Genomic DNA, 26467 nt, shown 5'->3' with positions numbered 1-26467 from the left:
GCTTGGGTTCGGCGGTCTATAAGGTCTAGCGGGGAGGGCTGCAAGCGCAGGATGCCTTATCTCACTGCTTGTTTTCGAAGATCGCCGCGTAGTCCCTACCGCGATAAAATACATTGATGATTTCGATTGCTTCGCCATTTAGCCGGTAAAGGATTACTGCCCTTCTTTCGAAGGGTACGACGCGGATGCCCTCGCCGAGATCGGGACGCGGGGTTCCGCCCTTGGGCACATTGCCAATGCTTTCGCAACGTTCATAAATTCTGTCCGTGTAATCGCGTGCTGTGCCAAAGTTCCCGCTCGCCTCCAGAACATAGAGAAAGATGGCTTCGATGTCAGTCACCGCGTCCGGTCGGTACTCAACCAGCAGGCGCTCCACGCCGTTTAGCCTTTGTGGCGGATGTAAAGTGCGTCCAGATGGCTGCGGACCTCATCGCTCCTCAGATTAGGACGAGGATCTTCCAATGATCTCTCCATTCGCCGCCGGATCACATCGAGGCGATGCTCATCTTCTTCGCGTAGGAGGGCGCGAATAGCGGCCAGAATGGCCTCATCTTCAGAGGCATAATGACCGGAGGCCACCCGTGCCGCGATGGCTTCGGCGGCTTCATCGGGAAGCGTGATGTTCAGTCGTCGGTCGCCCATGATCGGCCTTCTCGTAGAGATTTCGATCCTACGATAAAGGCATGGTTTTCGCAAATGCCACCGGCCCCTTCTGTTGGCTCCTCCACTTTTTTTGAGAACGCCGGATTTCATGAAGGGGTGCCGTTTCCACCTCCTGTAACTTCCGCTAGAACCGCTTCATGAACGACATGTCCCGCGACGAAGAAAAATTTGCCGATCTCAACCAGCCGAAGCTCTGGTCCGGTATCAACGCCTATCGGTCGGATCCGCTGGTCGTCGATCTGACCGGGGAATTGCACCGCGCGATTCGCGACGAATACGATCAGCTCGGCAGCTACGTCACGTCCCCGGAAGCCCAGGAACTGGCGCGGATGGCCAATGAGAGCCCGCCGAAGCTCAGGACGCATGGACCGCGGGGCGAACGGATCGATGTGGTGGAATTCCACCCTGCATGGCATGCGCTGACGCGCCGGTCGATGCAGACAGGCCTGCATTCCTCCATCTGGGAGACTATTCCGGAGGCCAAGGGGCGCGAACACAAGGCCCGTGCCACACGCTTCTATCTCACCGCGCAGCTGGAATGCGGACACCTTTGCCCGCTGACGATGACCAGCGCATCGCTTGCTGCCTTGATGGCATCGCCGCGCGTCCAAAAAGAGTGGGCGCCGAAGATCCTGTCGCGCAAATACGACTCCACCAACCGGCCGGCGCTGCAGAAGAATGCTGTGACGCTCGGCATGGGCATGACGGAAAAGCAAGGCGGTACCGACGTTCGCGCAAACCGGTCCACAGCCGAACGGGTTGGCGAAGGCGTTTACCGTCTGTCCGGCCACAAATGGTTCATGTCAGCACCGATGAGCGACGGCTTCGTGATGCTGGCGAAGACCGCAGAAGGCATGGGCTGTTTTCTTGTTCCCAGGCTGCTGGAGGACGGATCCGCCAATGGGCTTCAGTTTCAGCGCCTGAAGGACAAGATCGGCAACCGGTCCAACGCGTCCTCCGAGGTCGAATTCACCGATGCCTTTGGATATCTGCTCGGCGAATCGGGCGGCGGCATCCGCACCATTCTCGATATGGTGACGCTGACGCGGCTGGATTGCGCCCTGGCTTCGGCCGGAATGATGCGCGCTTCGCTGGCCGAAGCGGTCCACCATACGCGCGGACGCAGCGTGTTTGGCAAGAAGCTGATCGATCAGCCCCTGATGACGCGTGTGCTGGCCGACATGGCGCTGGACGTGGCGGCCGCGACGGCATTGGCATTCCGTTTGGCGGATGCCTTCGACCGGGCTGGCGGCAATTCGGCCGATGCCGCCTTTGCGCGGGTCATGACGCCGGTCGTCAAATACTGGAACTGCAAGATCGCCCCGTCGCTGATCTACGAGGCCATGGAGTGCATCGGCGGCAATGGCTATGTGGAGGAACGTCCCATCGCCCGGCATTATCGCGAGGCGCCCGTCAACGCGATATGGGAAGGGTCGGGAAATGTCATGGCGCTCGACGTGCTGCGGGTGCTGTCGCGCGGCCGCGACCTGTTCGAGACGGTGCTTGCCGGCTTCGAGCGGGATCTCGGCCCCGCCGGCAAGAAGACGGTCGAGGTTCTTCGCGCGGCAATGGCACTATGCGAAACCGATGAAGGTGCGGCAAGGCTGCTGGTCGAGCAACTCGCGCTGGCGGCAGCGGCTTCGGAACTCTTCCGGCTGGGTGCCGGCAAGATCGCCGATGCCTTTCTGGAAACACGCCTGGCGGGCGGCTGGCGCTCCACCTACGGCATGCTGGATGCCCGATTCGACGCCCGCTACATTGTCGATCTGCTTTATCCGCCGGTCAACTGATCTCAGGGCGTCACTGCCGACAAGACCGACAGAGAAACCGCTGCCGGTTGATTTCCGGCCCAAGGTAGCCCGTATCCTGTGCATGGCCTGTAAAGCCGCTTGCCGCCAAGCAAGCCCGGCCCTATCGCCGAATCCGAACAGATCAAGCGATTCAGGCGGGCCATGCTTCAAACGGCGGATATTACGACACAGGACGGAGCGGTGGTCAGAGCAAAGAACCGCGCCGGCACCGAGCGGGCCATTTATTTGGCGGCTCGCGACCTTCTGGCCGAGCAAGGGTTTCAGGGCTTCGGCATCAATGCGGTCGCCCGGCGGGCCGGCTGCGACAAGCAGCTCATCTATCGCTATTACGGAGGCCTCGACGGTTTGATCGAGGCCATCGGCGCCGACCTCGGTACCTGGGTCCAGGACAGGATTCCCGAAGACACCGGCGGCGCCTTCCTGTTGACCTATGGCGACCTGATGGAGCGCCTGGCAATCCTTTTCATGGAGGCGCTGAGGGACGATCCGCTGGTCTGCAAGATCGTCGCCTGGGAAGTCTCCAAAGACACGCCGCAGGTGCGCCGCCTTGCCGAAGCCCGCACCAAGGCCCTCTCCAAATGGCTCGACCGGATGCGCGGCACGCTTGCTCCGCCCAAAGGCGTCGATGCGGCGACCACCAACGCCCTGTTGTTTGCGGCCATCCAGCATCTCGTTCTTTCAGCGACGGTCAGCGGCCAGTTTGCCGGCATAAGCCTGCGGGCGGAGAAGGATTGGGACAAGGTAGCCGCGGCGGTGCGGCGCCTTGTGCGCGCCATCTACGGCTAATCAGGTTTTCCACAGCCTGCGCCGAAATTAACCATGCCACCCGGTTTGGGTTGCGGGAATGCCGCTGAGGTCTAAGTTCTGGATTAACGTCTTGTTAACCAGATAACGCCGGATCGCCTCGAGATGGGAACTCTGATCAAAGACCATGCATTGCTGATCGTCATGACGACAATGTTTGCCGTGTTGGCGCTCAACATCTCAGTTCCCGCAGTGGTGCTGAGCCTGATGGCGATCTCGAGGTGGGTGGTATCGCTGGAGTTTGTTCCCGCGGACCTCAAAGAGGAGGCCGCATGAAGTGGTTCCTGATATTATGGGCTGGTCCGGTTGCCTTGTTAATCAGCTGGTACGGGCTCTCCTACTATGACATGAGCTTCGGCTTCTTCATGCTTACCCGCCAGACCCATGATCTGGTCTTCCAGATCTATGGCGGCATTTTGGGAATACCTCCGGAAACCATTCCGCCTCTCGTGGCCCGGGCCATTGCCTTTGACAGCCTGATCGTCTTCTCGATCATCGCATTCCGCAAGCGAAGAGAAATCGCAGCCTGGTGGCGCCGGCGCCATCAATTGTCCGAGCCGGCTTCCTGAGGACTGGCTTCCATGGAGACCATTGCAGTAAGCCGGTCCAGCGCACCCTGAAGGATGAAGCTGGCGGCTGCCGAATCGATCCGATCCGCCCGTTTGGCCCGCGAAACGTCCATCTCAAGAAGAACCCGCTCGGCCGCGACTGTTGACAGCCTCTCGTCCCAGAAGACGAAGGGGAGGGCGGTCTTCTCCCCCATCGAGCGCACGAAGGCACGGGTTGCCTGGACACGTGGCCCGGATGATCCGTCCATGTTGATCGGCAGGCCGATAACGAAAGCGGCGACCTTCTCCTTCGCGGCAAAGGCGAGCAGGACTTCGGCATCCTTTCCGAACTTGATGCGCTTGATGACCGGCCGCGGCGAAGCGAAGCGACGACCGATATCCGACATGGCAAGCCCAATCGTCTTGGTTCCAAGGTCGAGGCCGGCAAGTGCCTGGCCCGGCTCCAGGACTGTCGCAAGTTCTTCTATTGTCAGAACAGGCATCCGGTATACATCTCGATCGCTGGACTTCGCTCAAGCCGGCTTGCTTTTTCGGCCGGCGCGAACACGTCTTTAGCATTCCCGGCGCGTTTTACATCACCCATCGAGGGAGACTTTCATGAAGATCACCTGGCTCGGCCATGCCGCTTTCCGTATTGAAACGGCCAAAGCAAAAATTCTTATCGACCCGTTCCTGACTCATAATGCGAGCTTTGCCGGCCTCGACCGGAAGGATGCTGTCGAAGGTGTCACCCATATCCTGCTGACCCACGGCCATGGTGACCATGTCGGCGATACGGTGGAGATTGCCAAGGAAAAGGGCGCAGTCGTGCTTGCCAATGCGGATCTGGCCTCCTGGCTCGGGAGCAAGGGCGTGGAGAAGCTGGAAATGGGTAATACCGGCGGCACGATCTCGTTCGACGGCTTCACGGCAACCTTCACGCAGGCGCTGCATTCTTCCGGCCAGGTGGACGAAATGGGCGTCGCCCACTCCCTCGGAAGCGCAAATGGCTTGATGATGCACTTCGACGACGACATGTCCGTGCTGCATATGGGCGATACGGACATCTTCACCGATATGGGCCTGACCAACGAGCTGCATCAGCCGGATATCGGTATCGTCCCGATCGGTGACCGCTTCACCATGGGCGGTGCCGTGGCCGCGCTCGCCTGCCAGCGCTTCTTCGACTTCAAGCACGTTATCCCCTGCCACTATGGCACTTTCCCGATCATCGACCAGACGCCGGACAAGTTCGTCAAGGGCATGGAAGGTTTGAAGACCCGCGTCGAGACGCCGGCAGCCGGCACGACGCTCAGCTACTGACATTCCTGCCGGTCCAGCCGCGCGCCTCGCAACCAAATGAGGCGCGCAACCCTGTTGCGAAGGGCGGGCATGGCCATTATAGCGGGGGAAGAAGTCCTATTCCCTCGGAGAATGCCATGTCCGTCGATCTCGCCACCGTTAAGCGCGTCGCGCGCCTCGCCCGCATTGCGGTTACCGAGGACGAGGCCAATCGCATGGTGGGCGAATTGAACGGTATCCTCGGTTTTGTCGAGCAGCTTTCGGAAGTGGACGTCACCGGCATCGAACCGATGACCTCGGTCACGCCGATGACGATGCGCAAGCGCCGCGACGAGGTGACCGATGGCGACAAGGCCGCCGACGTGGTGGCGAACGCGCCTGTCACCGACCACGACTTTTTCCTGGTGCCGAAGGTCGTCGAGTAAACGCACTCCTCAGAGCTGCCTCACCGATCTTTCCACGCATTCGAACATTCCGAAGAGCCCATGACCGAACTCACCAGCCTCACCATTGCCGAAGCCCGCGAAAAGCTGACGGCGAAGGAATTTACCTCGGTCGAGCTGACCCAGGCCTATCTCAACGCGATCGAAGCGGCCAACCAGGTCTTCAACGCCTATATCGCCGTGACGCCTGAAAAGGCACTCGACATGGCAAAAACTTCCGACAAGCGACGGGCAGGAGGCGCCGCCGGTGCGCTGGAAGGCATTCCGCTCGGCATCAAGGATCTGTTCGCCACCCACGACGTCCATACCCAGGCCTGCAGCCACATCCTCGACGGCTTCAAGCCGAAATACGAATCCACCGTCACCCAGAACCTTTGGGACGACGGCGCGGTCATGCTCGGCAAGCTCAACATGGACGAGTTCGCCATGGGCTCTTCCAACGAGACTTCCCATTACGGCGCGGTCGTCAACCCTTGGAAGGCCCAGGGTTCAAACCAGCAACTAGTTCCTGGCGGTTCTTCCGGCGGTTCTGCGGCGGCCGTTGCCGCACATCTCTGCGCCGCTGCCACCGCGACCGATACCGGCGGCTCGATCCGCCAGCCTGGCGCCTTCACCGGCACGGTCGGCATCAAGCCCACCTATGGCCGCTGCTCGCGCTGGGGAACGGTCGCCTTCGCGTCTTCGCTCGACCAGGCCGGCCCGATCGCTCGCGACGTGCGCGACGCTGCCATCATGCTGAAGTCTATGGCCTCGGTCGATGCCAAGGACACGACATCCGTCGATCTGCCGGTGCCGGATTACGAAGCCGCGCTCGGCCAGTCGCTGAAGGGCATGCGCATAGGCATTCCAAAGGAGTACCGGGTCGACGGCATGCCGGACGAGATCGAGAAGCTGTGGAGCCAAGGCATCGCCTGGCTGAAGGATGCCGGGGCCGAGATCGTCGACATCACCCTGCCGCACACGAAATACGCCCTGCCGGCCTATTACATCGTTGCGCCGGCGGAAGCCTCGTCTAATCTCGCCCGCTATGACGGCGTCCGCTACGGTCTGCGCGTTGACGGCAAGGACATTGCCGACATGTACGAGAAGACCCGTGCGGCCGGCTTCGGCACGGAGGTCAAGCGCCGCATCATGATCGGCACCTATGTTCTCTCCGCCGGCTATTACGACGCCTATTACCTGCAGGCGCAGAAGGTCCGCACGCTGATCAAGCGCGACTTCGAGCTCGTCTTCGATGCGGGCGTCGACGCCATCCTGACGCCGGCAACGCCGTCTTCCGCCTTCGGCATCGCCGATCAGGATCTCGCCGCCGATCCGGTGAAAATGTACCTCAACGACATTTTTACGGTGACGGTGAACATGGCCGGCCTGCCGGGCATTGCCGTTCCGGCTGGTTTGGACGCCAAGGGTCTGCCGCTCGGCCTGCAGCTGATCGGCAAGCCGTTCGAGGAGGAAACGCTGTTCAAGACGGCGTATGTCATCGAACAGGCAGCCGGAAGATTCACCCCGAGCAAGTGGTGGTGAGGCAAGGGCTACGCTAGTAGGCAGGGTATCTTCAACTACATGGCCAAGGGTGGTGCGGAGGCAGCGCGACGTGTGGTTGCTCGTCTGTTGCAGGCGATCGCCATGCTGGAACGCTTTTCTTGCTGCGAAGCGCCGGCCGTGTCGCAGGAACTCGAGAATTGTCCATTGTAAGGCTGCCTTATTACACAGTTTATCATCGGGTCAATGAAATTGAGCTTGACGTGAACGCCGTATCGGGCTCGATATCCCGACCTGAGCTTAAGCGCAGTGTCTCTGCCTCTCCACGTCAGACTGGAACCAGACCTCCTCGACCACCCAAGATCTGGGACTCGCCAAAAGCGGCGCCCGGTGCTTAACTGCCTCCGACGCAGGGGAAGACATGGTCACCATTCGCAATGCGCGGGAAGACGAGGCAGATGTCCTCGCAGAGGTGGGTTTCAGGGCCTGGGAAAAGGCCATGACCTCGATCGGCGAAATGACCGACATGCGCGACAGTGCCTGGCAAGCCTTCCGCAACTTCACCAGCTCTTCCTGGCTGACCATCACGGCACTCGAACAGCATGGGGCGGTGGCCGGCTGGGCGGCACGGGAAAAGTTCGACGAACTGATCTCCGATTTCTGGATCGATCCTCAATACCAGGGGCAGGGCCTTGGCGCCGCGCTTCTGAAGGAGGTCGAGGTGGAGATCGTTCACCAGGGCTTTGAGGTGGCACGCGTCGAAACCCATGCCCGCAATGTCGAAGCCGTGGGTTTCTTCGAAAAGCACGGCTATGCGGTCAACTGGCTGACGGTCGCCTATGCCCCGAAGATCGACCGCGACGTCCAGTCCGTAGGCCTGTTGAAGCGTCTGGTTGAAGAAGAGCGCGACACCTATGGTCCGAACTTCTGAGCGCCTGCGAGCCACCGGTTACGCTTGCACCATGGCGCCATTTGCTCTACCTCCAGAATTCTTAACCGAGACTATTTCACGAGCATCAGATGACCCTTGTCGACGTCCGCACGCCCGATCCGAAACGCATGATTCCCGGTGCCACAGGCGATTGGGAAGTGATCATCGGCATGGAAGTGCACGCCCAGGTCCTGTCCAGGTCCAAACTGTTTTCCGGCGCTTCCACCGAATTCGGCAAGCCTGCCAATTCCAACGTTTCGCTCGTCGATGCGGCCATGCCCGGCATGCTTCCCGTGATCAACGAGGAATGCATCAAGCAGGCGGTGCGCACCGGCCTTGGACTCAAGGCGCAGATCAACAAGCGCTCGCTTTTCGACCGCAAGAACTATTTCTATCCGGACCTGCCGCAGGGCTATCAGATCTCTCAGTTCAAGGATCCGATCGTCGGCGAGGGCAAGATCGTCATCTCGCTCGGCCCCGATCGCCAGGGCCACTTCGAGGATTTCGAGATCGGCATCGAGCGGCTGCACCTGGAACAGGATGCCGGAAAGTCGATGCACGACCAGCATCCGACCATGTCCTATGTGGACCTGAACCGTTCCGGCGTGGCGCTGATGGAAATCGTGTCGAAGCCCGATATGCGCTCCTCCGACGAAGCCAAGGCCTATATGACCAAGCTGCGCTCGATCGTGCGCTATCTCGGCACCTGCGACGGCAACATGGACGAGGGTTCGATGCGTGCCGACGTCAACGTTTCGGTGCGCCGCCCGGGCGAAGGTTTTGGCACCCGTTGCGAGATCAAGAACGTCAACTCCATCCGCTTCATCGGCCTGGCGATCGAATATGAGGCACGCCGGCAGATCGCCATCCTCGAGGATGGCGGCTCCATCGACCAGGAAACCCGCCTCTTTGATCCGGGCAAGGGCGAGACGCGCTCCATGCGCTCCAAGGAAGATGCGCATGACTATCGGTATTTTCCCGATCCCGATCTGCTGCCGCTAGAATTCGACGACGCGTTCATCGACGCCTTGCGGGCCGACCTGACCGAACTGCCCGACGAGAAGAAGGCCCGCTTCGTGTCCGAGCTCGGCCTATCGGTTTACGATGCCTCCGTGCTCGTTTCCGAAAAGGCGATCGCTGACTATTTTGAGGCGGTCGCAGAGGGACGCGATGGCAAGACTGCGGCGAACTGGGTTATCAACGATCTTCTGGGCGCCTTGAACAGACTGGGCAAAGATATTGAAGAGACTCCGGTTTCGCCCGCTCAGCTCGGTGGCATCATCGACCTCATCAAGGCGGAAACCATTTCCGGCAAGATCGCCAAAGACCTGTTCGAAATCGTCCTCACCGAGGGCGGCGACCCGACGGAGATCGTCGAGAGCCGAGGCATGAAGCAGGTGACCGATACCGGCGCGATCGAAAAGGCTGTCGACGAAATCATCGCCGCCAACCCTGACCAGGTCGCCAAGGTGAAGGCCAAGCCGACGCTGGCCGGCTGGTTCGTCGGCCAAGTGATGAAGTCGACCGGTGGCAAGGCCAATCCGCAGGCTGTCCAGGCGCTGGTGAAGGCGAAGCTCGGCATCGAAGAGGAGTAAGACCGGATGGTCTACTTCGTCCGCACGGCCGGCCCCAGGGACGTCGATCAGGTGCACAAGCTCCTGATCGAAACTTGGCACTCCAGTTATGACGCCATTTACGGGGTGGAAGCGGTGGACAAACTACTGCGCTCCTGGAATTCGCCTTCCGCCATTAAAGAACGCATTGGTCGCAAGGGCGGTGAATATATCGTGGCCGACAGCGGCAAGGATATCGGCGGCATGGGGTTTGCCGCCATGTATCCGAAAATGGCCAAGACGGCGATGCTGCATCAGCTTTACGTCAGGCCCTCCTGCCAGAACGAAGGCGTTGGGCGCGATATTTTTGCGGAACTGGAGGGCTGCTTCCCGGATGCGGAAATCGTGCGCGTCGAGGTGGCCCTGCCCAATATCCGCGCGCAGTCTTTCTACCAGCGGCTCGGCTTTGTCGAAGTGGACCGGATGGAAGAATGGGGTGCTCCCAATTCCGGCCTGCCCGCCGTGATCATGGAAAAGCGGCTGGCCCTCGTCTGATCATTTACCGGCCGGCGGCTCGAATGTCTTGCCGTCTTCGTCGTAGATCATCACCAGGCTGCATTCCATCAGATCCTGGCGCCGCTTGTCGCTGCAGACGGACCGGGAGGCCTGGATCGCCGTTTCCTTGCTGTCGAAGCCGCAGAAAGTCTCGTGCCAGTGCGGGCCTTCCTTGGACTGGGCGAAGATGTCGATGCTCCAGCCAGCTGGGAAACAGGCGGTGGTTTCAAGGCAGTCCTGGGCTGTGCCGCCTCCCTTGATGCATTTCTTCCTGGCGCAGTCGAGCGCCTTGCGGATCGACGCGGCAAAGCAGACGCCGCTGCTCATCTCCGGCGCCTGGGAAAATCCGACCGCGCCGCGGCCCTCCGCCGAGGCCGCCATCGGCCAGACAGCCAGCGCGAGCGTCATTAAAATCCTCCCTGGTGTCTGTGACAATGCTGCAATCCTCCTAAGCTACAGACCTTCATCATTGCCGATTCCCGGATGAAAGGAAAACAGATGACCGAAAGCCTCATCATACGCCGGGCGCGGGAAGCGGATCTTCCGGCACTGATCGCGCTCTTTGCCTCTGACGAGTTGGGTGGGCATGGTGACACGACTGACGAGCAGGCCCATGGCGACTACCTGCGCGCCTTCCAGGCCATAGACGCCTCACAGAACGAGCACCTTTTTGTGGCGGAGATCGGGGACGATCTCGTTGGCACCTTTCAGCTTCTCTTCAGCCGGACGCTGACGGGCAGGGGATCGCTCTCGATGATCATAGAAGCCGTCCAGACGAGGGCGGACATGCGCGGCCGCGGGATAGGCGGTCAGATGATCGCGCATGCCATCGAGGAAGCCAAGCATCGTGATTGCAGGCTGGTGCAGCTCTCGTCCAACACGGCTCGAACCGACGCGCATCGCTTCTATGAGCGGCTCGGCTTTGCCAAGAGCCATTACGGCTTCAAGATGAAGCTCAAGTGAGTGCATGCTTCAGAAACACTGGACATGACCCTTCGCAAGCGGCATAAGCGGATCAGCCAATCGATGGCCGGATTTGTTTGTCAAGCCGACGGAAAACTCATGAAAAACCTCCTGCTGCAAGTCTTCACCTGGTGGAATGGACAAACGCTTGGTACGCGCTTCTTCACCTGGCGTCATGGCAAGAAGGTGGGCGAGGACGAATTCGGCAACGTGTATTACGAAGGCCCGATGACGAGTTGGGGCAAGCCGAAGCGTTGGGTAATCTACAAGGATTACGCCGAGGCCTCCGCTATTGCATCGGGCTGGCACGGCTGGATGCACTACCGCACCGATGTTGCGCCTTCGCAGGAAGACTACCAGGCTCGGGAATGGCAGAAGCCGCACCGTCCGAACATGACCGGCACGCCGGAAGCCTATCGGCCGAAAGGCTCCATGGCCGGCGCCGGCGAGCGCCCGAGAGTGACGGGCGATTACGACGCCTGGACGCCCGGTAACTGACACCTGTTTTGGCCATAATCGACCTCTAGTGCTCGACGAAGCCATGCGACCGGGACCGGAACGGACAATGACACGAAACATGCGCTTATTACGCAGGACGGTGCTGGGCGCCATGCTTACGGTTGTACCGGCTCTGTCGGCGGGCGGGGTTTCTGCAGCGCGGCTTTCCAATCCAGTCGCCGTCTTTGCCGGGATCGACAAGATTACTGGCCGGATCACCACCTTCGACGTCTATGTCAACGAGACCGTGCAGTATGGCGCGCTGCAGGTGACGCCGAAAGTTTGCTATTCTCGTGACGATACGGAAGCCCAGAAGATCGACGCTTTCGTGGAAGTGGATGAGATCACGCTCGACCGCAAGATCCGCCGCGTGTTTTCCGGCTGGATGTTCGCCGACAGTCCCGGTCTCAATGCCGTCGAGCACGCGATCTATGACGTATGGCTGACCGGCTGCAAGCAGCAGTCGGATGTTCCAGCGCCCAATGTCACGAACTGAATTCTAGAACTCCAGGTGCTGTGAACCAACGGCTGCCTTCAGCAGCGCCAGATATTCGTCCTTGGGGATGTCGGTGGCGCCGAAGGTTTTCAGATGCTCGGTGGTGAACTGCGTGTCGAGGAGGGTGAAGCCCTTCGCCTTCAAGCGTTCCACCAGATGCACCAGGCAGATCTTGGAGGCATTGGTGCGCCGGGAAAACATGCTTTCCCCGAAAAAGGCCGAACCGAGCGATACGCCATAAAGGCCTCCAATCAGTTCGTCGCTTTCCCATGCCTCAACGCTATGGGCGTGGCCCATGCGGTGGAGCTCGGAATAAAGCTTACGGATGGTGGAGTTGATCCAGGTGCTGGGGCGGTCGTCTGCGGGCGCGGCACAGAGCGCCATGACACCTTCGAAATCCGTATCGACCCGCAGATCGAAGGGCTTCTTGCGGATGGCCTTGGCAAGACTATTCGAGACATGGAATTGGTCGAGCGGCAACACGCCGCGCGTTTCCGGCTCCACCCAGAAGATTTCCGGGTCGTCCGCCGATTCCGCCATAGGAAAAAGGCCTATGGAGTAGGCGCGCAGCAAGATGTCCGGAGTAATTGCCGGGTAATATCTGCCGCGCCGCCCTGCCATCTAATTCCTTTAGTTGGTCTTGTCCTTGGCTAGGTAGTTTTCCAGCCAGTGGATGTCATAATCGCCATTGGCTATGTCGGGATTGTCGACAAGGTCCTGGAAGAGGGGCAGCGTCGTCTTGATCCCATCGACGACGAACTCGTCGAGCACGCGCCGCAGCCGCATCATGCATTCGACCCGCGTCCGCCCATGGACGATGAGCTTGCCGATGAGGCTGTCGTAGTAGGGCGGAATCTTGTAGCCCGCATAGGCGCCCGAATCGACGCGGACGCCAAGGCCACCCGGCGCATGGAAATGCGTGATCGTGCCGGGCGAGGGCACGAAGGTGCGCGGATCCTCGGCGTTTATGCGGCATTCGATTGCATGGCCCTGGAAGTTGATGTCTTCCTGCCTCACCGAAAGGCCACCACCGGAGGCGACGCGGATCTGCTCGTGGACCAGATCGATGCCGGTGATGGCTTCGGTGATCGGGTGCTCGACTTGAAGGCGTGTGTTCATTTCGATGAAATAGAACTCGCCGTTCTCGTAAAGGAACTCGATCGTGCCGGCACCGCGATATTTCAGCTTGCGCATGGCGTCGGCGCAGATCTCGCCGATCTTCATGCGCTGCTCGACGTTGAGCGCCGGAGAATTGGCTTCTTCCCAGACCTTCTGGTGACGACGCTGAAGCGAGCAATCGCGTTCGCCCAGATGGATGGCATTGCCTTCGCCGTCACCGACCACCTGGATCTCTATATGCCGCGGCTTGCCGAGGTATTTTTCCATGTAGACTGCGTCATTGCCGAAAGCGGCAAGCGCTTCCGAACGCGCCGTGGAAACGGCCTCATCCAGGTCTTCTTCGGTCTTTGCCACCTTCATGCCCCGCCCACCGCCGCCGGCGGTGGCCTTGATCAGCACGGGGAAGCCGATCGTCCTGGCAATCTCTAAGGCATTTTCGGGCTTCACTTCACCATCGGAGCCGGGAACTACTGGGATGCCGAGTTCCTGGGCCGTCTGCTTGGCAGTGATCTTGTCGCCCATGATGCGGATATGCTCGGCGGTCGGCCCAATAAAGGTAATTCCGTGTGCGTCGAGGATATCAGCGAATTTGGCGTTTTCGGACAGGAAGCCGTAGCCGGGATGGACGGCATCGGCACCGGTGATTTCACAAGCAGCGACGATTTGATGGATGTTCAAATAGCTGTCACGCGATGGCGGGGGCCCGATGCAGACACTTTCGTCGGCAAGGCGGACATGCATGGCATCAGCGTCGGCCGTCGAATGAACCGCAACGGTGGCAATGCCCAGTTCCTTGCAGGCGCGAAGCACGCGAAGCGCGATCTCACCGCGGTTGGCTATGAGGATCTTGGAAATCATGAGATCGCCTTACTCGATAACGACAAGCGGCTGGCCATACTCGACTGGCTGAGCATCGTTGATCAGGATTTCCGTCACCTTGCCGGCGCGCGGCGCAGGGATCTGGTTCATGGTCTTCATGGCTTCGATGATGAGGAGGGTCTGGCCTTCCTTGACCATGGCGCCGACTTCGATGAAGGCGCGGGCGCCCGGAGCGGACGCCATATAAACGGTTCCGACCATGGGGGCAGTGACCGCGTTCTTGTTGTCCTGGACCGCAGGTGCGGCAGCCGGCGCTGCCGCCGCCGGAGCAAAGCTCGGAGCCGCGATCGGGGCCTGGACATATTGCGGCGTTCCGGCGCGCGAGACGCGGATGCGCAGGTCGTCCTGTTCCACTTCGATCTCGGTCAGATCCGTCTCGTTCAGGATGTCCGCAAGGTCACGGATCAATCCTTTGTCGATCCCGGTTTTGTTTTCAGACATGGCAAACCCTATTGTTCTGTTTATCTTGTCAGGCGTTGATGGATTTCAAGGCGTGAAGCGCGAGAATGTAGCTCGCCGGTCCAAAGCCGCAGATGACGCCCTTGCAGGCCGGCGCGATCATCGAGTGGTGGCGGAATTCTTCTCGCGCATGCACATTCGAGATGTGAACCTCAACGACCGGCACCGATATGGCGCGGATCGCGTCATGCAAGGCAATCGACGTATGCGTGTAGGCGCCGGCATTGATCGCCACGCCCATGGCTTGGTCTCCCGCCTCATGCAGCCAATCGACCAGCATACCTTCGTGGTTGCTTTGACGGAAGTCTATCGCGACGCCCAGTTCGGCAGCGACCGCGCGGCAGTCCGCCTCGATATCCTTTAGCGTCTTGCCGCCGTAGATGCCCGGCTCGCGCTTTCCCAGCATGTTGAGGTTGGGGCCGTTGAGGACGAAGATCGTCTTGCTCATCGCTGCTTTTAATGTTCCATCCAGAAGTTAGCGGCCACCTATAGACCGCTGGCGCGGCAAGGGAAAGCCCCCGGCACGCCGAAAGGCGGCGCGTCCACTGCCGGAGAGGAATAGAGGGAAAAAGCGGTCGGTTCGGCTTTAACAGGTCGCCTTGCCGCAGGCCCGGACATTGGCGACCTTTTCCGTGATCGTATCGAGACCGACGGCGCCGAACACCGCCTCGTCGCCGATCACATAGGTCGGCGTGCCGGTAATGCCGATGCTGGTGGCCAACCGATAGGCCTGACGGACCAGATCGTCGTTGGGATTGTCAGCCATGGATTTGCGGATCGCTGTTTCGTTCAATCCGAGCGACGTGGCCACGGCGATGGCGGTGTTTTCCGATGCATGTTCCTGCCCGCCGAGAAGAGTGCGGTGGAACTGCTGATATTTCTCTGGCGCGAGCAGGCGCACCGCATTGGCGACGCGGTGGGCGGCGATCGAATCGGGACCGAGGATCGGGAACTCCTTCAGGACGAAGCGGACGTTCTTGTCCTTGGCGAGGATCTCGTCCATATCGCCGAGCGCGTGCTTGCAGTAGCCGCAATTGTAATCGAAGAACTCGACGATGGTGACGTCGCCCTTGGGATTGCCAAGGCTCACATCGCTCGGCGACGAGAAGATGTCTTTCTTGCTGGCGGCGACAGCCTTGGTCGACTGGTCGACGCGCTGCGCCTGCTGCTTGGCTTCCAGCGCATTCTGGGCCTCGATCAGAACCTCCGGGTTCTGGATCAGGTATTCGCGGATGAAGTCACCCATTTCGCGCTTCTGCTGATCATCGAGAGCGGATGCCGGCAAGGCTGGAGACACCAGGACGGTCAGCATGGCTGCGGCGGCAAGTCTCTTGAACAGGTGGTTCATCCTTATCCTCATCATTCAGCCGGACTGGTCCTGGCCTGATTTGCGCCAACCTAAGCTACCTCGCCTCTTCTAGAAACTGTAAAAATGACAGGATGCCTGGCAAGCGCTTCACAACTGCGTAGGCGATGTAAGCCAGCCGTCGGACAAGCAAAGTCAATGTCTTGAGCTGACAAGCGGAATCTATTTGAGAGCCGGTTGAATCATTTTCTCACCTCGTGAGCTGCGGCTATCCCACCAAAAGAAAACGGCCGCGCAAGGCACGGCCGTTCCAGTTCTCTCGGATGCTTAGCGGCTCAGAAGAAACCGCGGCGCTGCCACCAGCCGGCCTTTTTCGGCTTCGGCGGCTCGCTGTCGTCTTCCGGCTGCGAGGCCGGCTCGGAGCTCTTGAGCACAGCTTCGCTAGATGACGAAATATTGGAGGCGCGGTTGGCGCGGACTGCCTTACCTTCGCCGGCATCGCTTTCATCCGCATCGGACGGAGACACTTCTGCCGCAGGTGCCGCTTCTGCCGGGGAGGCCGGAGCCTCCGCCGGCGCATCGACAGCCGTCGCTGCTTCGGACGGGGCGGAGGCCTCCTGCGGAGCTTGCTCGGCTTCAACTGACGCCGCCGCTGCACTCACCGCATCGGCAGCCGGTTCCGGCTGTGCTTCGTCCGCAGCAGGTGCGGATGCCTTGCCGCGGCGCGAGCGGCGCGGCTTAGCGGTCTTTTCCGCAGCCGGAGCCTCGGTGACTTCGGCAGATTCCGCGGCGGCTTCGATGGCAGGTGCCTCAGTGGTTGGCTCGCTTTCAGCCTCGTCGGAACGGGACGCCTCGGCGTTCTCGCCCTCGGCTTCCGCATTCACCTCGTCACCTTCTTCGCCGTCACGATTACGCCGACCGCCGCGCTTGCCGCGACGGCGCCGCTTGCGTTGGTTGCCTTCATCGCTTTCGGAAGCCGTGGGCGAGGTCGTGCCTTCGGATGCACTGTCCTCTGTGTCGTCATCCTCGTCTTCGTCGCCCGAAGTATCGTCAGTGCCTGCCTGGCCTGCCTGAACTTCGTCATTGCGCTCGCCATTGCGACCGCGACGACGCCGGCGGCGCTTGCGCTTGCGTCCGTTCTGGTCGTCGCCTTGCTGGGCTCGTTCAGGGGAGGGCGAAGCCGCGGTGGCTGCTGCGACCTCTTCCTCTTCTTCCTCGTCCGCTTCGATGATGATGTCGTCATCATCCTCTTCTTCGACCGGCATCGCGGCGAAGGGCATCAGGCTTTCGATCTTGACCGGATTTTCGACAGGCTCGCCGCGGTCGATGGCAAAATGGCTGGCACCGACGCTGACATCCGATTCGATGAAGATCGAGACGCCGAAGCGGCTTTCGTAATCCACCACGGTCTGCCGCTTGTGGTTGAGCAGATACAGCGCGATATCCGGTGTCGTGCGCACCGTGATGTCGTGCGTCGTGTTCTTGAGGAGATATTCCTCCACGCCACGCAGGACATGCAGGCCAACAGACGATTGCGAGCGCACATGGCCGGTGCCGCCGCAATGGGAGCAGACCTGAGTCGTGGATTCGAGAACCGATGCGCGGATGCGCTGGCGGGACATCTCCATCAGGCCGAAATGCGAGATGCGGCCGACCTGGATGCGCGCCCGATCGTTCTTCAGGCAATCCTTCAGCTTCTTTTCAACGGCGCGGTTGTTGCGCTTTTCTTCCATGTCGATGAAGTCGATGACGATCAGGCCGGCAAGGTCGCGCAGACGCAGCTGGCGGGCAACTTCTTCCGCCGCTTCGAGGTTGGTCTGGAGCGCCGTATCCTCGATGGAATGTTCGCGGGTCGAACGGCCAGAGTTGACGTCGATCGCCACCAGAGCTTCCGTCTGGTTCATGATCAGGTAGCCGCCGGACTTCAGCGTCACCTGCGGCTGCAGCATGCGGTCGAGCTGCGCTTCGATGCCGGAGCGTGCAAAGATCGGGTGAATGTCGCGGTAGGGCTGGACCATCTTTGCATGGCTGGGCATGAGCATTTTCATGAAGTCTTTCGCTTCACGATAGCCTTCCTCGCCCGAGACGATGATCTCCGAGATGTCCTTGTTGTACAGATCACGGATTGAACGCTTGATCAGCGAGCCTTCTTCGTAAACGAGGGTAGGCGCAGTCGAGGCAAGCGTCAGGGTGCGGACGTTTTCCCACAGGCGCATCAAATATTCGAAGTCGCGCTTGATCTCGACGCGGGTACGGTTGGCACCGGCAGTCCGTAGGATAACGCCCATGCCCTGCGGCACGTCCAGTTCGCGGGCGACTTCCTTGAGGCGCTTGCGGTCCTGTGGCTGGGTGATCTTGCGGGAAATGCCGCCGCCACGTGCCGTGTTCGGCATCAGCACCGAATAACGGCCGGCAAGCGACAGATAGGTGGTGAGCGCTGCTCCCTTGTTGCCGCGTTCTTCCTTGGCAACCTGAACCAGCAGGATTTGCCGGCGCTTGATGACTTCTTGAATGCGGTACTGCTTGCGCGGGCGGCGCACAACGCGATCCGGAACTTCTTCCATCGCATCTTCGGCGCCGACCGACTCGATCACTTCCTTTTCGCCGTGATCGTCGTCGTCGTCCTCATCGTCGTCTTCGCGGGTGCGGCGGACATCGACTTCTTCCGAGACCGAATCGGTATCGACCATTGCGGCCATTTCGCCGGGCGTCGAACCATCATCATGGCCGTCGTCGGAGGCCGTGTCGGTCTGCTGATCTGCGTCTCCGACCTCGGAAGTGGCGGCAACCTCTTCAGCCGGTGCTTCCACAGGTTTCTTCCGGGAACGGCTGCGCTTCGGCTTCGCCTTGGGCGCTTCGGCTTCGGCAATCACCGGCACTTCGTCAGGGCTTGCTTCAGCAGCTTCGGCGCCGGCTTCGCTGGAAGGCTCATCCGCCGCACTGGAGGCGGGGATGCCGACGTCGGGCTGTTCTTCATGGGCCAGATCGACAACCGGATCAGCGCCTTCCGCTTCGGCGATCTTGCGCTGATCTTCCGCTTCCTGCTGCATCAGTGCCTGACGGTCCGCGAGCGGGATCTGGTAATAATCCGGATGTATTTCGGCAAAGGCCAGGAAGCCGTGGCGATTGCCGCCGTAGTCAACGAACGCAGCCTGAAGCGAAGGTTCGACCCGGGTCACCTTCGCGAGGTAAATATTGCCGCGTATCTGTTTCTTGTGCTGCGATTCGAAATCGAATTCTTCGATACGATTGCCGCGAACGACAACTACGCGCGTCTCCTCTTCGTGAGACGCGTCGATAAGCATTTTGTCTGCCATGGGAATTCTGCTCCTCGGCGCCGCCGGGAGAATGCACAAAAGCCTGCCCAAAGGACAGGCTTGTCACGCATTGCGGTCGTTGCGCCGGATAAAGATGTTCCCGTCGGGTGCGGCTGTGACGGCAACCGCAAAGGTAATGGGTTGTCTTGTCCCCACTGTCTTTCCGGATTTTTGAAATTCTGCCGTGACATCAATGACCAAACGAGAATGACGAAACCATAGGCCCTAAGGGGCCCGATGAATGTGCTCCGCATCAGCGGTGGGTGGCACGCCACCCGGAATGTTCCGGCCACCGCCGGATGATCGAGTATCAGGAAAAAGTGTAACGACGGCGGATGACTGTCGGTCTTCGGCGCCAGGTCCTGAAAAAGGTTGGCCAGCCTATCGGCAGACTATCCCGTCAACACTTTAACCCTCGCATGCTTTGTATGGTTTATCTGTCACATTGGCAAGGGAAAAGCCGGCTTCGCCATAATCTGGATCGAATTAGTTCCCTTATGGAACAGGTGGGACGGAACGTTGATTCGCAAGCTTTTCGGGGTGTAGAGCCTGCTAGACCGGTCTTTGCGTATCTAGCGGAAGTTATAGCCGAACTCGGGCGGCAGACGGCAATCAATAATGGGGCACTAGGTGGGCGTGGCATTTGCAGAGCGTGGCCGGTCGGCAGGCAATGAGCGAATCGGCTGGAAAGCGCTGCTTCTATTCGCTTTCTTCTGCGTATTGGCTTTACCGGCCTTGTCGGCCCAACCATTACTTGCTTTTAGTGCACGGATAGCCGGCGACTCGGCCCGTACCCGAATTGTTTTGGAATTCGAAGCCAAACCGGAATTCTCCATTCATTATGTGGACGCCCCGGAGCGGGTGATCATTGAACTGCCGGCGACCGCCTTCGGGTTTCCCGCCGAGCAGCTTTCGGCCCGCGGCCTTTTCAAGGACATCCGCTACGGCACGATGGGAGAAACCAGCGCTCGTATCGTCTTGACTGCTATAAAGCCCGTCAAGCTTGTTCTTGCCGAGACCCAGCCGATCGAAAGCGGTGGCTATCGTCTTGTGCTCGACGCCGAAATGACCACTAAGGAAGACTATGCGGATCTGGTGAGGCGCCAGAACTGGGGCGTGATCAGCCAAACGGCACCAGAGGTTCTTTCCGCCGCAGCCGAAGATGATGTCTTCACGGTAGCAGTCGATGCGGGCCATGGCGGCATCGATGCCGGCGCGACCGCTGTCACCACTAAGACGCCGGAAAAGACCATCACCTTGGGTTTCGCCCGGACCCTGATGGAGAAGTTGAACAAGCTCGACGGCGTGAAAGCCTTTTTGACCCGCGATGACGATAGCTTCCTGTCGCTTTCGGAGCGCGTGACGATTGCGCGCCAGCACCATGCGGATCTTTTCATTTCCCTGCACGCGGATACGCTGGCACAAAAGGATATCCGCGGCGCAACCGTATATACCCTTTCAGACAAGGCCTCTGATCGCATGGCTGAAAACCTCGCGGCCCGCGAAAACCTTTCCGATCAGTTGGCCGGCTTCACCATCCAGAGCGGCCCACCTGAAGTCGCGGACATTCTTCTGGACTTGACGCGGCGTGAGACGCAGGCTTTTTCGATCGCGCTCGCGGACAATGTCGTCAAGTCGTTTGAAGGCCAGACGGGTCTTATCAACAACCCGCATCGTCAGGCGAGTTTCCAGGTTCTGCGCGCCCCCGATATTCCCTCCGTGCTCCTCGAGCTCGGCTTCCTTTCCAACCCGGAGGACGAGAAACTGCTGCTCGATGATGCGTGGCGCAACAAGTTGGCTGGGCTTATCAGCAATGCCGTCGACCGCTACCGTGCGCGCGCGCTCGCCAACGGTGGCTGATCCCGTTTTTCAGGTGTTCTGCCGTCTGCGCGTGTTGCGCCTGCCACAGGGGTTCGGCCGTTTAGGCCAATCGGCTGAAATCCTGTGGGAAGCCCTATTTTCCTCACATTCAGGCGGTTACTCGGCCATGACTAGGCGCGCCGATAACGGTCGATTGATCCCTCGGATGCCTTGCGCTAGCGCAACGACCGTGCAAAACGCGTCCAACCATGCGATGGTGCGCAAAGCGCGCCGATGGAAAGCTGAACGGTAGCTCAGACATGATCAGACTGATTGGGTACTTCTTTGGGATGGCCTGCGTCCTTTTCCTGGGCGTTGCCGCGGCCGTTGCCATTTATCTGAATGGCGTCACCAAGGATCTGCCCGATTATGCCGTGCTGAGCGCCTATGAGCCGCCGGTTGCAACCCGCGTGCATGCCGGCAATGGCGCCTTGATGTCGGAATATGCGCGCGAGCGGCGCCTGTTCCTGCCGATCCAGGCCATGCCGGACCGCGTCAAGGCCGCTTTTCTGTCGGCCGAAGACAAGAACTTCTACAACCATCCGGGCGTCGACATTTCTGGCCTCGGGCGCGCCATCCTCAACAACCTGCAGAATTTCGGCTCCGGTCGGCGTCCCGAGGGGGCGTCGACGATCACCCAGCAGGTGGCGAAGAACTTCCTTCTCAGCAACGACCAGACGATGGACCGGAAGGTCAAGGAAGCCATTCTTTCATTCCGTATCGAGCAGACCTATTCCAAGGACAAGATCCTCGAGCTTTACCTGAACGAGATCTTCTTTGGCCTTAACGCCTACGGGATTGCTGGTGCGGCACTGACCTACTTCGATAAATCGGTGACCGAACTGACCACGGCGGAAGCTGCCTATCTGGCGGCGCTGCCGAAGGGTCCGAACAATTATCATCCCTTCCGGCACGAAGCTGCCGCCATCGAGCGGCGCAACTGGGTCGTCGATCGAATGGCCGAGAACGGTTACATCACCCAGGCAGATGCCGAAGAGGCCAAGAAGCAGCCGCTCGGCGTCAAGCAGCGCCGCGGCGGCGGGCAGGTGTTTGCCTCGGACTTCTTCTCGGAGGAGGTGCGCCGCCAGTTGATCGAACGCTATGGCGACAAGGCACTCTATGAAGGCGGCCTTTCGGTGCGCACCTCGCTGGATCCCAACCTGCAGATCATCGCCCGCGCCGCGCTCCAGAACGGCCTTATCGAATACGACGAGCGCAGGGGCTTCCACGGGCCGATAACCGCTGTCGATGTTTCGCCGGACTGGGGCGTCTCCTTGGCCAAGGCGATTGCCGACGGCAAGGCCGTTGATCTGCGCGACGTGCCGGAATGGAAGATCGCGGTTGTGCTTAGCGTCTCCACTAAGGCAGTCGAGATCGGTCTCCGTCCCGGCATGGACGGTGCGGGCAAGGTGGATTCCGCGCGGGAAACGGGAACGATTGCCGCCGATGACATGAAATGGGCCTACCGGGACCCGGCCGGTACACGCAAGACGGCAAAGGGCCCCGAAGGCGTCCTCAAGCCGGGCGACGTGATCTATGTGGAGGAGACGGCACCGAAGTCGAAGGCCTACCGCCTGCGGCAGCCGCCGAAGGTGCAGGGCGGCTTCGTCGCCATGGATCCGACCACGGGCCGCGTCCTTGCCATGGTCGGCGGGTTCTCCTATGCGCAGTCCGAATTCAACCGTGCCACCCAGGCCATGCGTCAGCCCGGATCGTCGTTCAAGCCGTTCGTGTATGCGGCCGCTCTCGACAATGGCTACACGCCTGCGTCGGTTATTCTCGACGCGCCGATCGAGATCGTGACCGGCGGCCAGGTCTGGAAGCCGGAAAATTATGGTGGCGAAGCCGGTGGCCCGTCGACCCTGCGCACCGGCATCGAAAAGTCACGCAACCAGATGACCGTGCGTTTGGCCCAGGACATGGGCATGGAACTGGTTGCCGAATATGCCGAACGCTTCGGCATCTACGACAAGATGCTGCCTGTCCTCGCCATGTCGCTCGGATCAGGCGAAACGACAGTGATGCGCATGGTCTCTGCCTATGCTGTCATTGCCAATGGCGGCAAGCAGATCAAGCCGACCGTCATCGACCGCATCCAGGACCGTTATGGCAAGACCATCTTCCGCCACGAAGAGCGTGCCTGCGACGGCTGCAATGCCAACAACTGGAGTAATCAGGAGGAACCGGTCCTGGTTGACAACCGCGAGCAGGTGCTCGACCCGATGACGGCCTACCAGATCACCTCGATGATGCAGGGCGTCGTGCAGCGGGGCACCGCCGCCGGTAAGATCCCCGTCAAGGACCGCGACGTCGCCGGCAAGACGGGCACGACCAATGACGAGAAAGATGCCTGGTTCGTGGGCTTCACCCCCAATCTCGTGGCCGGTCTTTATGTTGGCTATGATACGCCGACGCCGCTTGGTCGTGCCGGCACCGGCAGCGGTCTTGCGGCCCCAATCTTCGGCCAGTTCCTAGCCGAGGCCGCCAAGCTGACACCGGCCGAGAAATTCCATGTTCCGGACGGCATGCAGTTAATCCCCGTCAACCGCAAGACGGGCATGATGGCCATGGATGGCCAGCCGGATACGATCACCGAGGCCTTCAAGCCTGGTACAGGCCCGGCCGATGTCTTCCATATGATCGGTGAGGGCGAATACATGTCCCAGGACCAGATCCTGGAGTCTTCGCCTCAAGCCCAGCAGGCGGTCACGTCAGGAGCCGCCGGTCTCTTCTGAGATCACGTCGACAGCTGGCGGCGGCTCTTTACATCAGCTGCCTGCCCAACTATGTCGACGGCACTTCAAACACGAAAAAGACCGAGAGAAGAACAGGCGCCATGCGTGCGGAAATCATCAATATAGTCGACGAAATCAAGCAGGCCATAAGCCTGCTGAGGAGGCATCTTTGACTGGGACCAGGCGATAAGGCGGCTGGACTGGTTGAACAACAAGGCCGAGGATCCGAACCTCTGGAACGATGCGGCCGAAGCCCAAAAGCTGATGCGCGAGCGCCAGCATCTCGATGACAGCATTAGCAGCGTCAAGGCGATCGACACCCAGCTCAACGACAATATCGAGCTGATCGAACTCGGCGAGGAAGAGGGCGACGAGGCCATCGTCAAGGAGGCCGAAGAGGCGCTGAAGACGTTGAAGGTCGAGGCGGCGCGCCGGCAGGTCGAGGCCATGCTGTCCGGCGAGGCCGACAGCAACGACACCTATGTGGAAGTTCATTCAGGCGCTGGCGGTACCGAAAGCCAAGACTGGGCCAACATGCTTCTGCGCATGTATACCCGCTGGGCCGAGCGCCGGCGCTTCAAGGTCGAGCTTCTCGAAGTACATGACGGCGAAGAAGCCGGCATCAAGTCTGCGACTATCCTGGTCAAGGGCCACAATGCCTTCGGCTGGCTGAAAACGGAATCGGGCGTCCACCGGCTGGTGCGCATCTCGCCCTATGACAGCAATGCCCGCCGCCACACGTCCTTCTCGTCGATCTGGGTTTATCCAGTTGTGGATGAATCCATCAATATTGAGATCAACGAAAGCGATTGCCGCATCGATACCTATCGCTCCTCAGGCGCAGGTGGACAGCACGTCAACACGACCGACTCGGCCGTGCGCATCACCCATATGCCGTCCGGCATCGTCGTTCAGTGCCAGCAGGAACGCTCGCAGCACAAGAACCGCGCCAAGGCCTGGGACATGCTGCGTGCCCGTCTCTATGAAGCGGAACTGATGAAGCGGGAAGCGGCCGCCAATGCGGAAGCGGCATCCAAGAGCGATATTGGATGGGGTCACCAGATCAGGTCCTACGTGCTGCAACCGTACCAGCTGGTGAAGGATCTTCGCACCGGCGTCGAAAGCACGGCTCCCGGCGATGTTCTCGATGGCGAGCTTGACGAGTTTATGGAAGCGGCGCTTGCGCACCGGATCAGCGGCAAGCCGGATGTAGAAGTGACTGACGTGGAATAATCCGGCAGCTTGAACATGCCAAGGAAAAGCGGCGGTTCAACCCGCCGCTTTTTTATTGGCCGGTGCTGGCCCTAGGGTCGGCGGTTAGTTGTTGAACTGTTCGGCCAGGATCCGCTCGGACCAGGAATGGTCAGGGTCGGAAAGAATGCGCGCCGTTAGTTCGGTCGACTGCGCCACGCGCACATGGAGGACCGATTTGACCTCGGCATTGTCGGCCACCGCGTTGACCGGACGCTTGTCGGCCTCGAGGATCTCGATCTCGACGCAAACGTGATTCGGCAGAAGCGCACCTCGCCACCGCCGCGGCCGAAACGCCGAGACGGGCGTCATCGCCAGCAGGGGGGCTTCCAACGGCAGGATCGGTCCATGGGCGGAAAGGTTATAGGCGGTCGAGCCCGCCGGCGTGGCGATCATCAGACCATCGCAGATCAGTTCCTCCAGCCGGACATGGCCGTCAATGATCACCCGCAGCTTGGCCGCCTGATAGGATTGGCGGAAAAGATAAACTTCGTTGATGGCAAGAGCCACGGAAGTCGAGCCATCGGCATTGACGGTCGTCATCCTCAAGGGATGGAACTCGTTCTCGACCGCAGCAAGGATGCGCTCCTGCAGCCCATCGGAACGGTAGTCGTTCATCAGGAAGCCGACCGAGCCGCGGTTCATGCCGTAAACCCGCTTGCCCGTATTGATCGTCTCATGGAGCGTCTGCAGCATGTAGCCGTCGCCGCCGAGGGCGACGACGACATCTGCCTCCGCCATCGGCAGGTTGCCGTAAAGGCCGGCAAGTTCTTCAAGGCCGGCCTGCGCCTCGGGGGCCGGGGAGGCGATAAAAGAAAGCTTGAGTGGGCTGGACGACATGAACAACCTTTGACGAAGCCGCCGCCCTATGGGCACACACGGGACGCTAACTTGATTGACAGGCACGACGGAATGCTGCCGAGGGTGGCAGTTAGGTACAGGAAAAGGCGCCCTGTAAACAAGCACCTTTACGTTCACGAACCGCCGAGTTCATGCCAATCGACGTGTCTTGCATTCCGAATTCAATTTCTTCTTTACAGCAAATGAGAATCTGCTAACTCCCCTGTCACGGTTGCCCTTGTAGCTCAGTTGGTAGAGCACCTGATTTGTAATCAGGGGGTCGCGGGTTCGAACCCTGCCGGGGGCACCATTTTCAAGCACTTAATTTGTGAAGACGTTCCAACGCTGCCTGTGGCGTTCCTATGCCGATGTTCAGCCTTCGTCTTTACCGCAGCGATGCGGAGAGCGGAAAGCAGAGCATCACCTCTCAAGGAACCACGCGGCATGGGTCTTGTTTAGCCTGCGAAGGAGAGCGAGATGCGCGACAATAGAATTCTGATGGGGCTGGCAGTCTTGGTCGTGATTGTCGTCGGCGTCATGTACTTAATGTCGGGGGATGGAAATCCGCCAGAGCAGCAGTCATCGCCGCACGCGCTCGACCAAAACAAATGAGAACTGTCTGAGATGCAAATGGCCGCCATGTAGCGGCCAT

The 26467-nt window shown here is 60.1% G+C and carries 28 protein-coding genes and 1 tRNA gene; 18 read left to right on the top strand and 11 right to left on the bottom strand.

The features are described 5' to 3' along the window. Positions 1 to 61: 61 nt before the first annotated feature. Together E2F50_RS08505 and E2F50_RS08500 are read right to left on the bottom strand one after the other, a co-directional pair. The gene (locus tag E2F50_RS08505; protein ID WP_133315710.1) at positions 62 to 376 is read right to left on the bottom strand and encodes a type II toxin-antitoxin system RelE/ParE family toxin; all 315 of its coding nucleotides are present in this window, start codon (positions 374 to 376) and stop codon (positions 62 to 64) included. Between the two features lie 5 nt (positions 377 to 381). After that, on the bottom strand, positions 382 to 642 hold the full coding sequence (locus tag E2F50_RS08500; RefSeq protein ID WP_133315709.1) for a ribbon-helix-helix domain-containing protein: 261 nt from the start codon (positions 640 to 642) through the stop codon (positions 382 to 384). Between the two features lie 158 nt (positions 643 to 800). Between E2F50_RS08500 and E2F50_RS08495 the strand changes: the two genes are divergently transcribed. The 4 genes from E2F50_RS08495 to E2F50_RS08485 all read left to right on the top strand — a co-directional run bounded on the left by E2F50_RS08495 (position 801) and on the right by E2F50_RS08485 (position 3847). Beyond that, positions 801 to 2453: an acyl-CoA dehydrogenase family protein gene (locus E2F50_RS08495; RefSeq protein WP_133315708.1), complete on the top strand. Its 1653-nt coding sequence runs from the start codon at positions 801 to 803 to the stop codon at positions 2451 to 2453. A 162-nt stretch (positions 2454 to 2615) separates the two neighbouring features. Then, complete coding sequence (locus E2F50_RS08490) at positions 2616 to 3260, top strand: TetR/AcrR family transcriptional regulator (RefSeq protein ID WP_133315707.1); 645 nt, start codon at positions 2616 to 2618, stop codon at positions 3258 to 3260. Positions 3261 to 3383: 123 nt separating this feature from the next. After that, positions 3384 to 3554 carry a hypothetical protein gene (locus tag E2F50_RS23195; RefSeq protein WP_202615431.1) on the top strand — a complete coding sequence of 57 codons (171 nt, stop codon included), beginning with the start codon at positions 3384 to 3386 and terminating at the stop codon, positions 3552 to 3554. Continuing rightward, the gene (locus E2F50_RS08485; protein WP_133315706.1) at positions 3551 to 3847 is read left to right on the top strand and encodes a DUF6105 family protein; all 297 of its coding nucleotides are present in this window, start codon (positions 3551 to 3553) and stop codon (positions 3845 to 3847) included. Before E2F50_RS23195 ends, E2F50_RS08485 begins: the two co-directional genes overlap by 4 nt. Here the strand turns inward: E2F50_RS08485 and ruvX are convergent. Next, entirely contained in the window at positions 3823 to 4329 is a 507-nt protein-coding gene (gene ruvX / locus E2F50_RS08480) for a Holliday junction resolvase RuvX (RefSeq protein ID WP_133315705.1), read from the bottom strand. The two genes, E2F50_RS08485 and ruvX, sit on opposite strands and share 25 nt — an antisense overlap. A 115-nt stretch (positions 4330 to 4444) precedes the next feature. Between ruvX and E2F50_RS08475 the strand changes: the two genes are divergently transcribed. From E2F50_RS08475 to E2F50_RS08450, 6 genes are all read left to right on the top strand, one after another. Then, a complete protein-coding gene (locus E2F50_RS08475; RefSeq protein WP_133315704.1) occupies positions 4445 to 5149 on the top strand; it encodes a metal-dependent hydrolase in 705 nt (234 codons plus the stop codon). 116 nt (positions 5150 to 5265) lie between these two features. Then, the gene (gene gatC / locus E2F50_RS08470; protein ID WP_133315703.1) at positions 5266 to 5553 is read left to right on the top strand and encodes an Asp-tRNA(Asn)/Glu-tRNA(Gln) amidotransferase subunit GatC; all 288 of its coding nucleotides are present in this window, start codon (positions 5266 to 5268) and stop codon (positions 5551 to 5553) included. Between the two features lie 60 nt (positions 5554 to 5613). After that, positions 5614 to 7095 carry an Asp-tRNA(Asn)/Glu-tRNA(Gln) amidotransferase subunit GatA gene (gatA, locus tag E2F50_RS08465; protein ID WP_133315702.1) on the top strand — a complete coding sequence of 494 codons (1482 nt, stop codon included), beginning with the start codon at positions 5614 to 5616 and terminating at the stop codon, positions 7093 to 7095. A gap of 379 nt (positions 7096 to 7474) precedes the next feature. Next, positions 7475 to 7984 (top strand): GNAT family N-acetyltransferase, encoded by a 510-nt coding sequence (locus E2F50_RS08460; RefSeq protein ID WP_133315701.1) that lies wholly within the window; start codon positions 7475 to 7477, stop codon positions 7982 to 7984. Between the two features lie 89 nt (positions 7985 to 8073). Further along, the gene (gene gatB / locus E2F50_RS08455; protein WP_133315700.1) at positions 8074 to 9579 is read left to right on the top strand and encodes an Asp-tRNA(Asn)/Glu-tRNA(Gln) amidotransferase subunit GatB; all 1506 of its coding nucleotides are present in this window, start codon (positions 8074 to 8076) and stop codon (positions 9577 to 9579) included. A 6-nt stretch (positions 9580 to 9585) separates the two neighbouring features. Beyond that, complete coding sequence (locus E2F50_RS08450) at positions 9586 to 10092, top strand: GNAT family N-acetyltransferase (protein ID WP_133315699.1); 507 nt, start codon at positions 9586 to 9588, stop codon at positions 10090 to 10092. On the opposite strand, the gene E2F50_RS08445 is transcribed toward E2F50_RS08450, so the two are convergent. Further along, a complete protein-coding gene (locus E2F50_RS08445; protein ID WP_133315698.1) occupies positions 10093 to 10500 on the bottom strand; it encodes a hypothetical protein in 408 nt (135 codons plus the stop codon). It lies immediately after the preceding gene. A 90-nt stretch (positions 10501 to 10590) separates the two neighbouring features. On the opposite strand from E2F50_RS08445, the gene E2F50_RS08440 reads away from it, so the two are divergent. From E2F50_RS08440 to E2F50_RS08430, 3 genes are all read left to right on the top strand, one after another. Beyond that, positions 10591 to 11055: a GNAT family N-acetyltransferase gene (locus E2F50_RS08440; RefSeq protein WP_133315697.1), complete on the top strand. Its 465-nt coding sequence runs from the start codon at positions 10591 to 10593 to the stop codon at positions 11053 to 11055. Between the two features lie 99 nt (positions 11056 to 11154). Next, positions 11155 to 11553 carry an NADH:ubiquinone oxidoreductase subunit NDUFA12 gene (locus E2F50_RS08435; RefSeq protein ID WP_133315696.1) on the top strand — a complete coding sequence of 133 codons (399 nt, stop codon included), beginning with the start codon at positions 11155 to 11157 and terminating at the stop codon, positions 11551 to 11553. Between the two features lie 67 nt (positions 11554 to 11620). After that, complete coding sequence (locus E2F50_RS08430; RefSeq protein WP_425375371.1) at positions 11621 to 12049, top strand: DUF2155 domain-containing protein; 429 nt, start codon at positions 11621 to 11623, stop codon at positions 12047 to 12049. Between the two features lie 3 nt (positions 12050 to 12052). Here the strand turns inward: E2F50_RS08430 and aat are convergent, their stop codons facing one another. The 6 genes from aat to E2F50_RS08400 form a co-directional block, all read right to left on the bottom strand. Continuing rightward, positions 12053 to 12670, bottom strand: coding sequence for a leucyl/phenylalanyl-tRNA--protein transferase (aat, locus tag E2F50_RS08425; protein ID WP_133315695.1), 618 nt, complete (start codon positions 12668 to 12670; stop codon positions 12053 to 12055). A 9-nt stretch (positions 12671 to 12679) separates the two neighbouring features. Beyond that, positions 12680 to 14026 (bottom strand): acetyl-CoA carboxylase biotin carboxylase subunit, encoded by a 1347-nt coding sequence (gene accC, locus E2F50_RS08420; protein WP_133315694.1) that lies wholly within the window; start codon positions 14024 to 14026, stop codon positions 12680 to 12682. A gap of 9 nt (positions 14027 to 14035) precedes the next feature. Beyond that, positions 14036 to 14488 carry an acetyl-CoA carboxylase biotin carboxyl carrier protein gene (gene accB, locus E2F50_RS08415; protein WP_133315693.1) on the bottom strand — a complete coding sequence of 151 codons (453 nt, stop codon included), beginning with the start codon at positions 14486 to 14488 and terminating at the stop codon, positions 14036 to 14038. Between the two features lie 28 nt (positions 14489 to 14516). Further along, complete coding sequence (gene aroQ / locus E2F50_RS08410) at positions 14517 to 14954, bottom strand: type II 3-dehydroquinate dehydratase (protein WP_133315692.1); 438 nt, start codon at positions 14952 to 14954, stop codon at positions 14517 to 14519. A gap of 138 nt (positions 14955 to 15092) precedes the next feature. Next, positions 15093 to 15854, bottom strand: a complete 762-nt coding sequence (locus E2F50_RS08405) for a DsbA family protein (protein WP_133315691.1) — start codon at positions 15852 to 15854, stop codon at positions 15093 to 15095. A gap of 293 nt (positions 15855 to 16147) precedes the next feature. After that, positions 16148 to 19129 carry an Rne/Rng family ribonuclease gene (locus E2F50_RS08400; protein WP_133315690.1) on the bottom strand — a complete coding sequence of 994 codons (2982 nt, stop codon included), beginning with the start codon at positions 19127 to 19129 and terminating at the stop codon, positions 16148 to 16150. A 636-nt stretch (positions 19130 to 19765) separates the two neighbouring features. On the opposite strand from E2F50_RS08400, the gene E2F50_RS08395 reads away from it, so the two are divergent. From E2F50_RS08395 to prfB, 3 genes are all read left to right on the top strand, one after another. Continuing rightward, complete coding sequence (locus tag E2F50_RS08395) at positions 19766 to 20989, top strand: N-acetylmuramoyl-L-alanine amidase (RefSeq protein WP_425375381.1); 1224 nt, start codon at positions 19766 to 19768, stop codon at positions 20987 to 20989. 260 nt (positions 20990 to 21249) lie between these two features. Further along, positions 21250 to 23724 carry a penicillin-binding protein 1A gene (locus E2F50_RS08390; protein WP_133315688.1) on the top strand — a complete coding sequence of 825 codons (2475 nt, stop codon included), beginning with the start codon at positions 21250 to 21252 and terminating at the stop codon, positions 23722 to 23724. Positions 23725 to 23825: 101 nt separating this feature from the next. Beyond that, a protein-coding gene (prfB, locus tag E2F50_RS08385; RefSeq protein ID WP_133315687.1) for a peptide chain release factor 2 occupies positions 23826 to 24957 on the top strand; the annotation gives its coding sequence in 2 pieces (ribosomal slippage) (positions 23826 to 23894 and positions 23896 to 24957; 1131 coding nt in all). An 84-nt stretch (positions 24958 to 25041) separates the two neighbouring features. Here the strand turns inward: prfB and E2F50_RS08380 are convergent. Then, a complete protein-coding gene (locus E2F50_RS08380; RefSeq protein ID WP_133315686.1) occupies positions 25042 to 25815 on the bottom strand; it encodes an NAD kinase in 774 nt (257 codons plus the stop codon). Positions 25816 to 26049: 234 nt separating this feature from the next. On the opposite strand from E2F50_RS08380, the gene E2F50_RS08375 reads away from it, so the two are divergent. Both E2F50_RS08375 and E2F50_RS23515 read left to right on the top strand, forming a co-directional pair. Beyond that, positions 26050 to 26125 (top strand) — tRNA-Thr (locus E2F50_RS08375). Positions 26126 to 26292: 167 nt separating this feature from the next. After that, positions 26293 to 26427 (top strand): hypothetical protein, encoded by a 135-nt coding sequence (locus tag E2F50_RS23515; RefSeq protein ID WP_281029188.1) that lies wholly within the window; start codon positions 26293 to 26295, stop codon positions 26425 to 26427. The last annotated feature ends 40 nt before the right edge of the window (positions 26428 to 26467 follow it).

This window comes from Rhizobium deserti (assembly GCF_004358025.1).
Lineage (GTDB): Bacteria > Pseudomonadota > Alphaproteobacteria > Rhizobiales > Rhizobiaceae > Neorhizobium > Neorhizobium deserti.
This window is presented reverse-complemented; position numbering and strand designations above follow the sequence as displayed.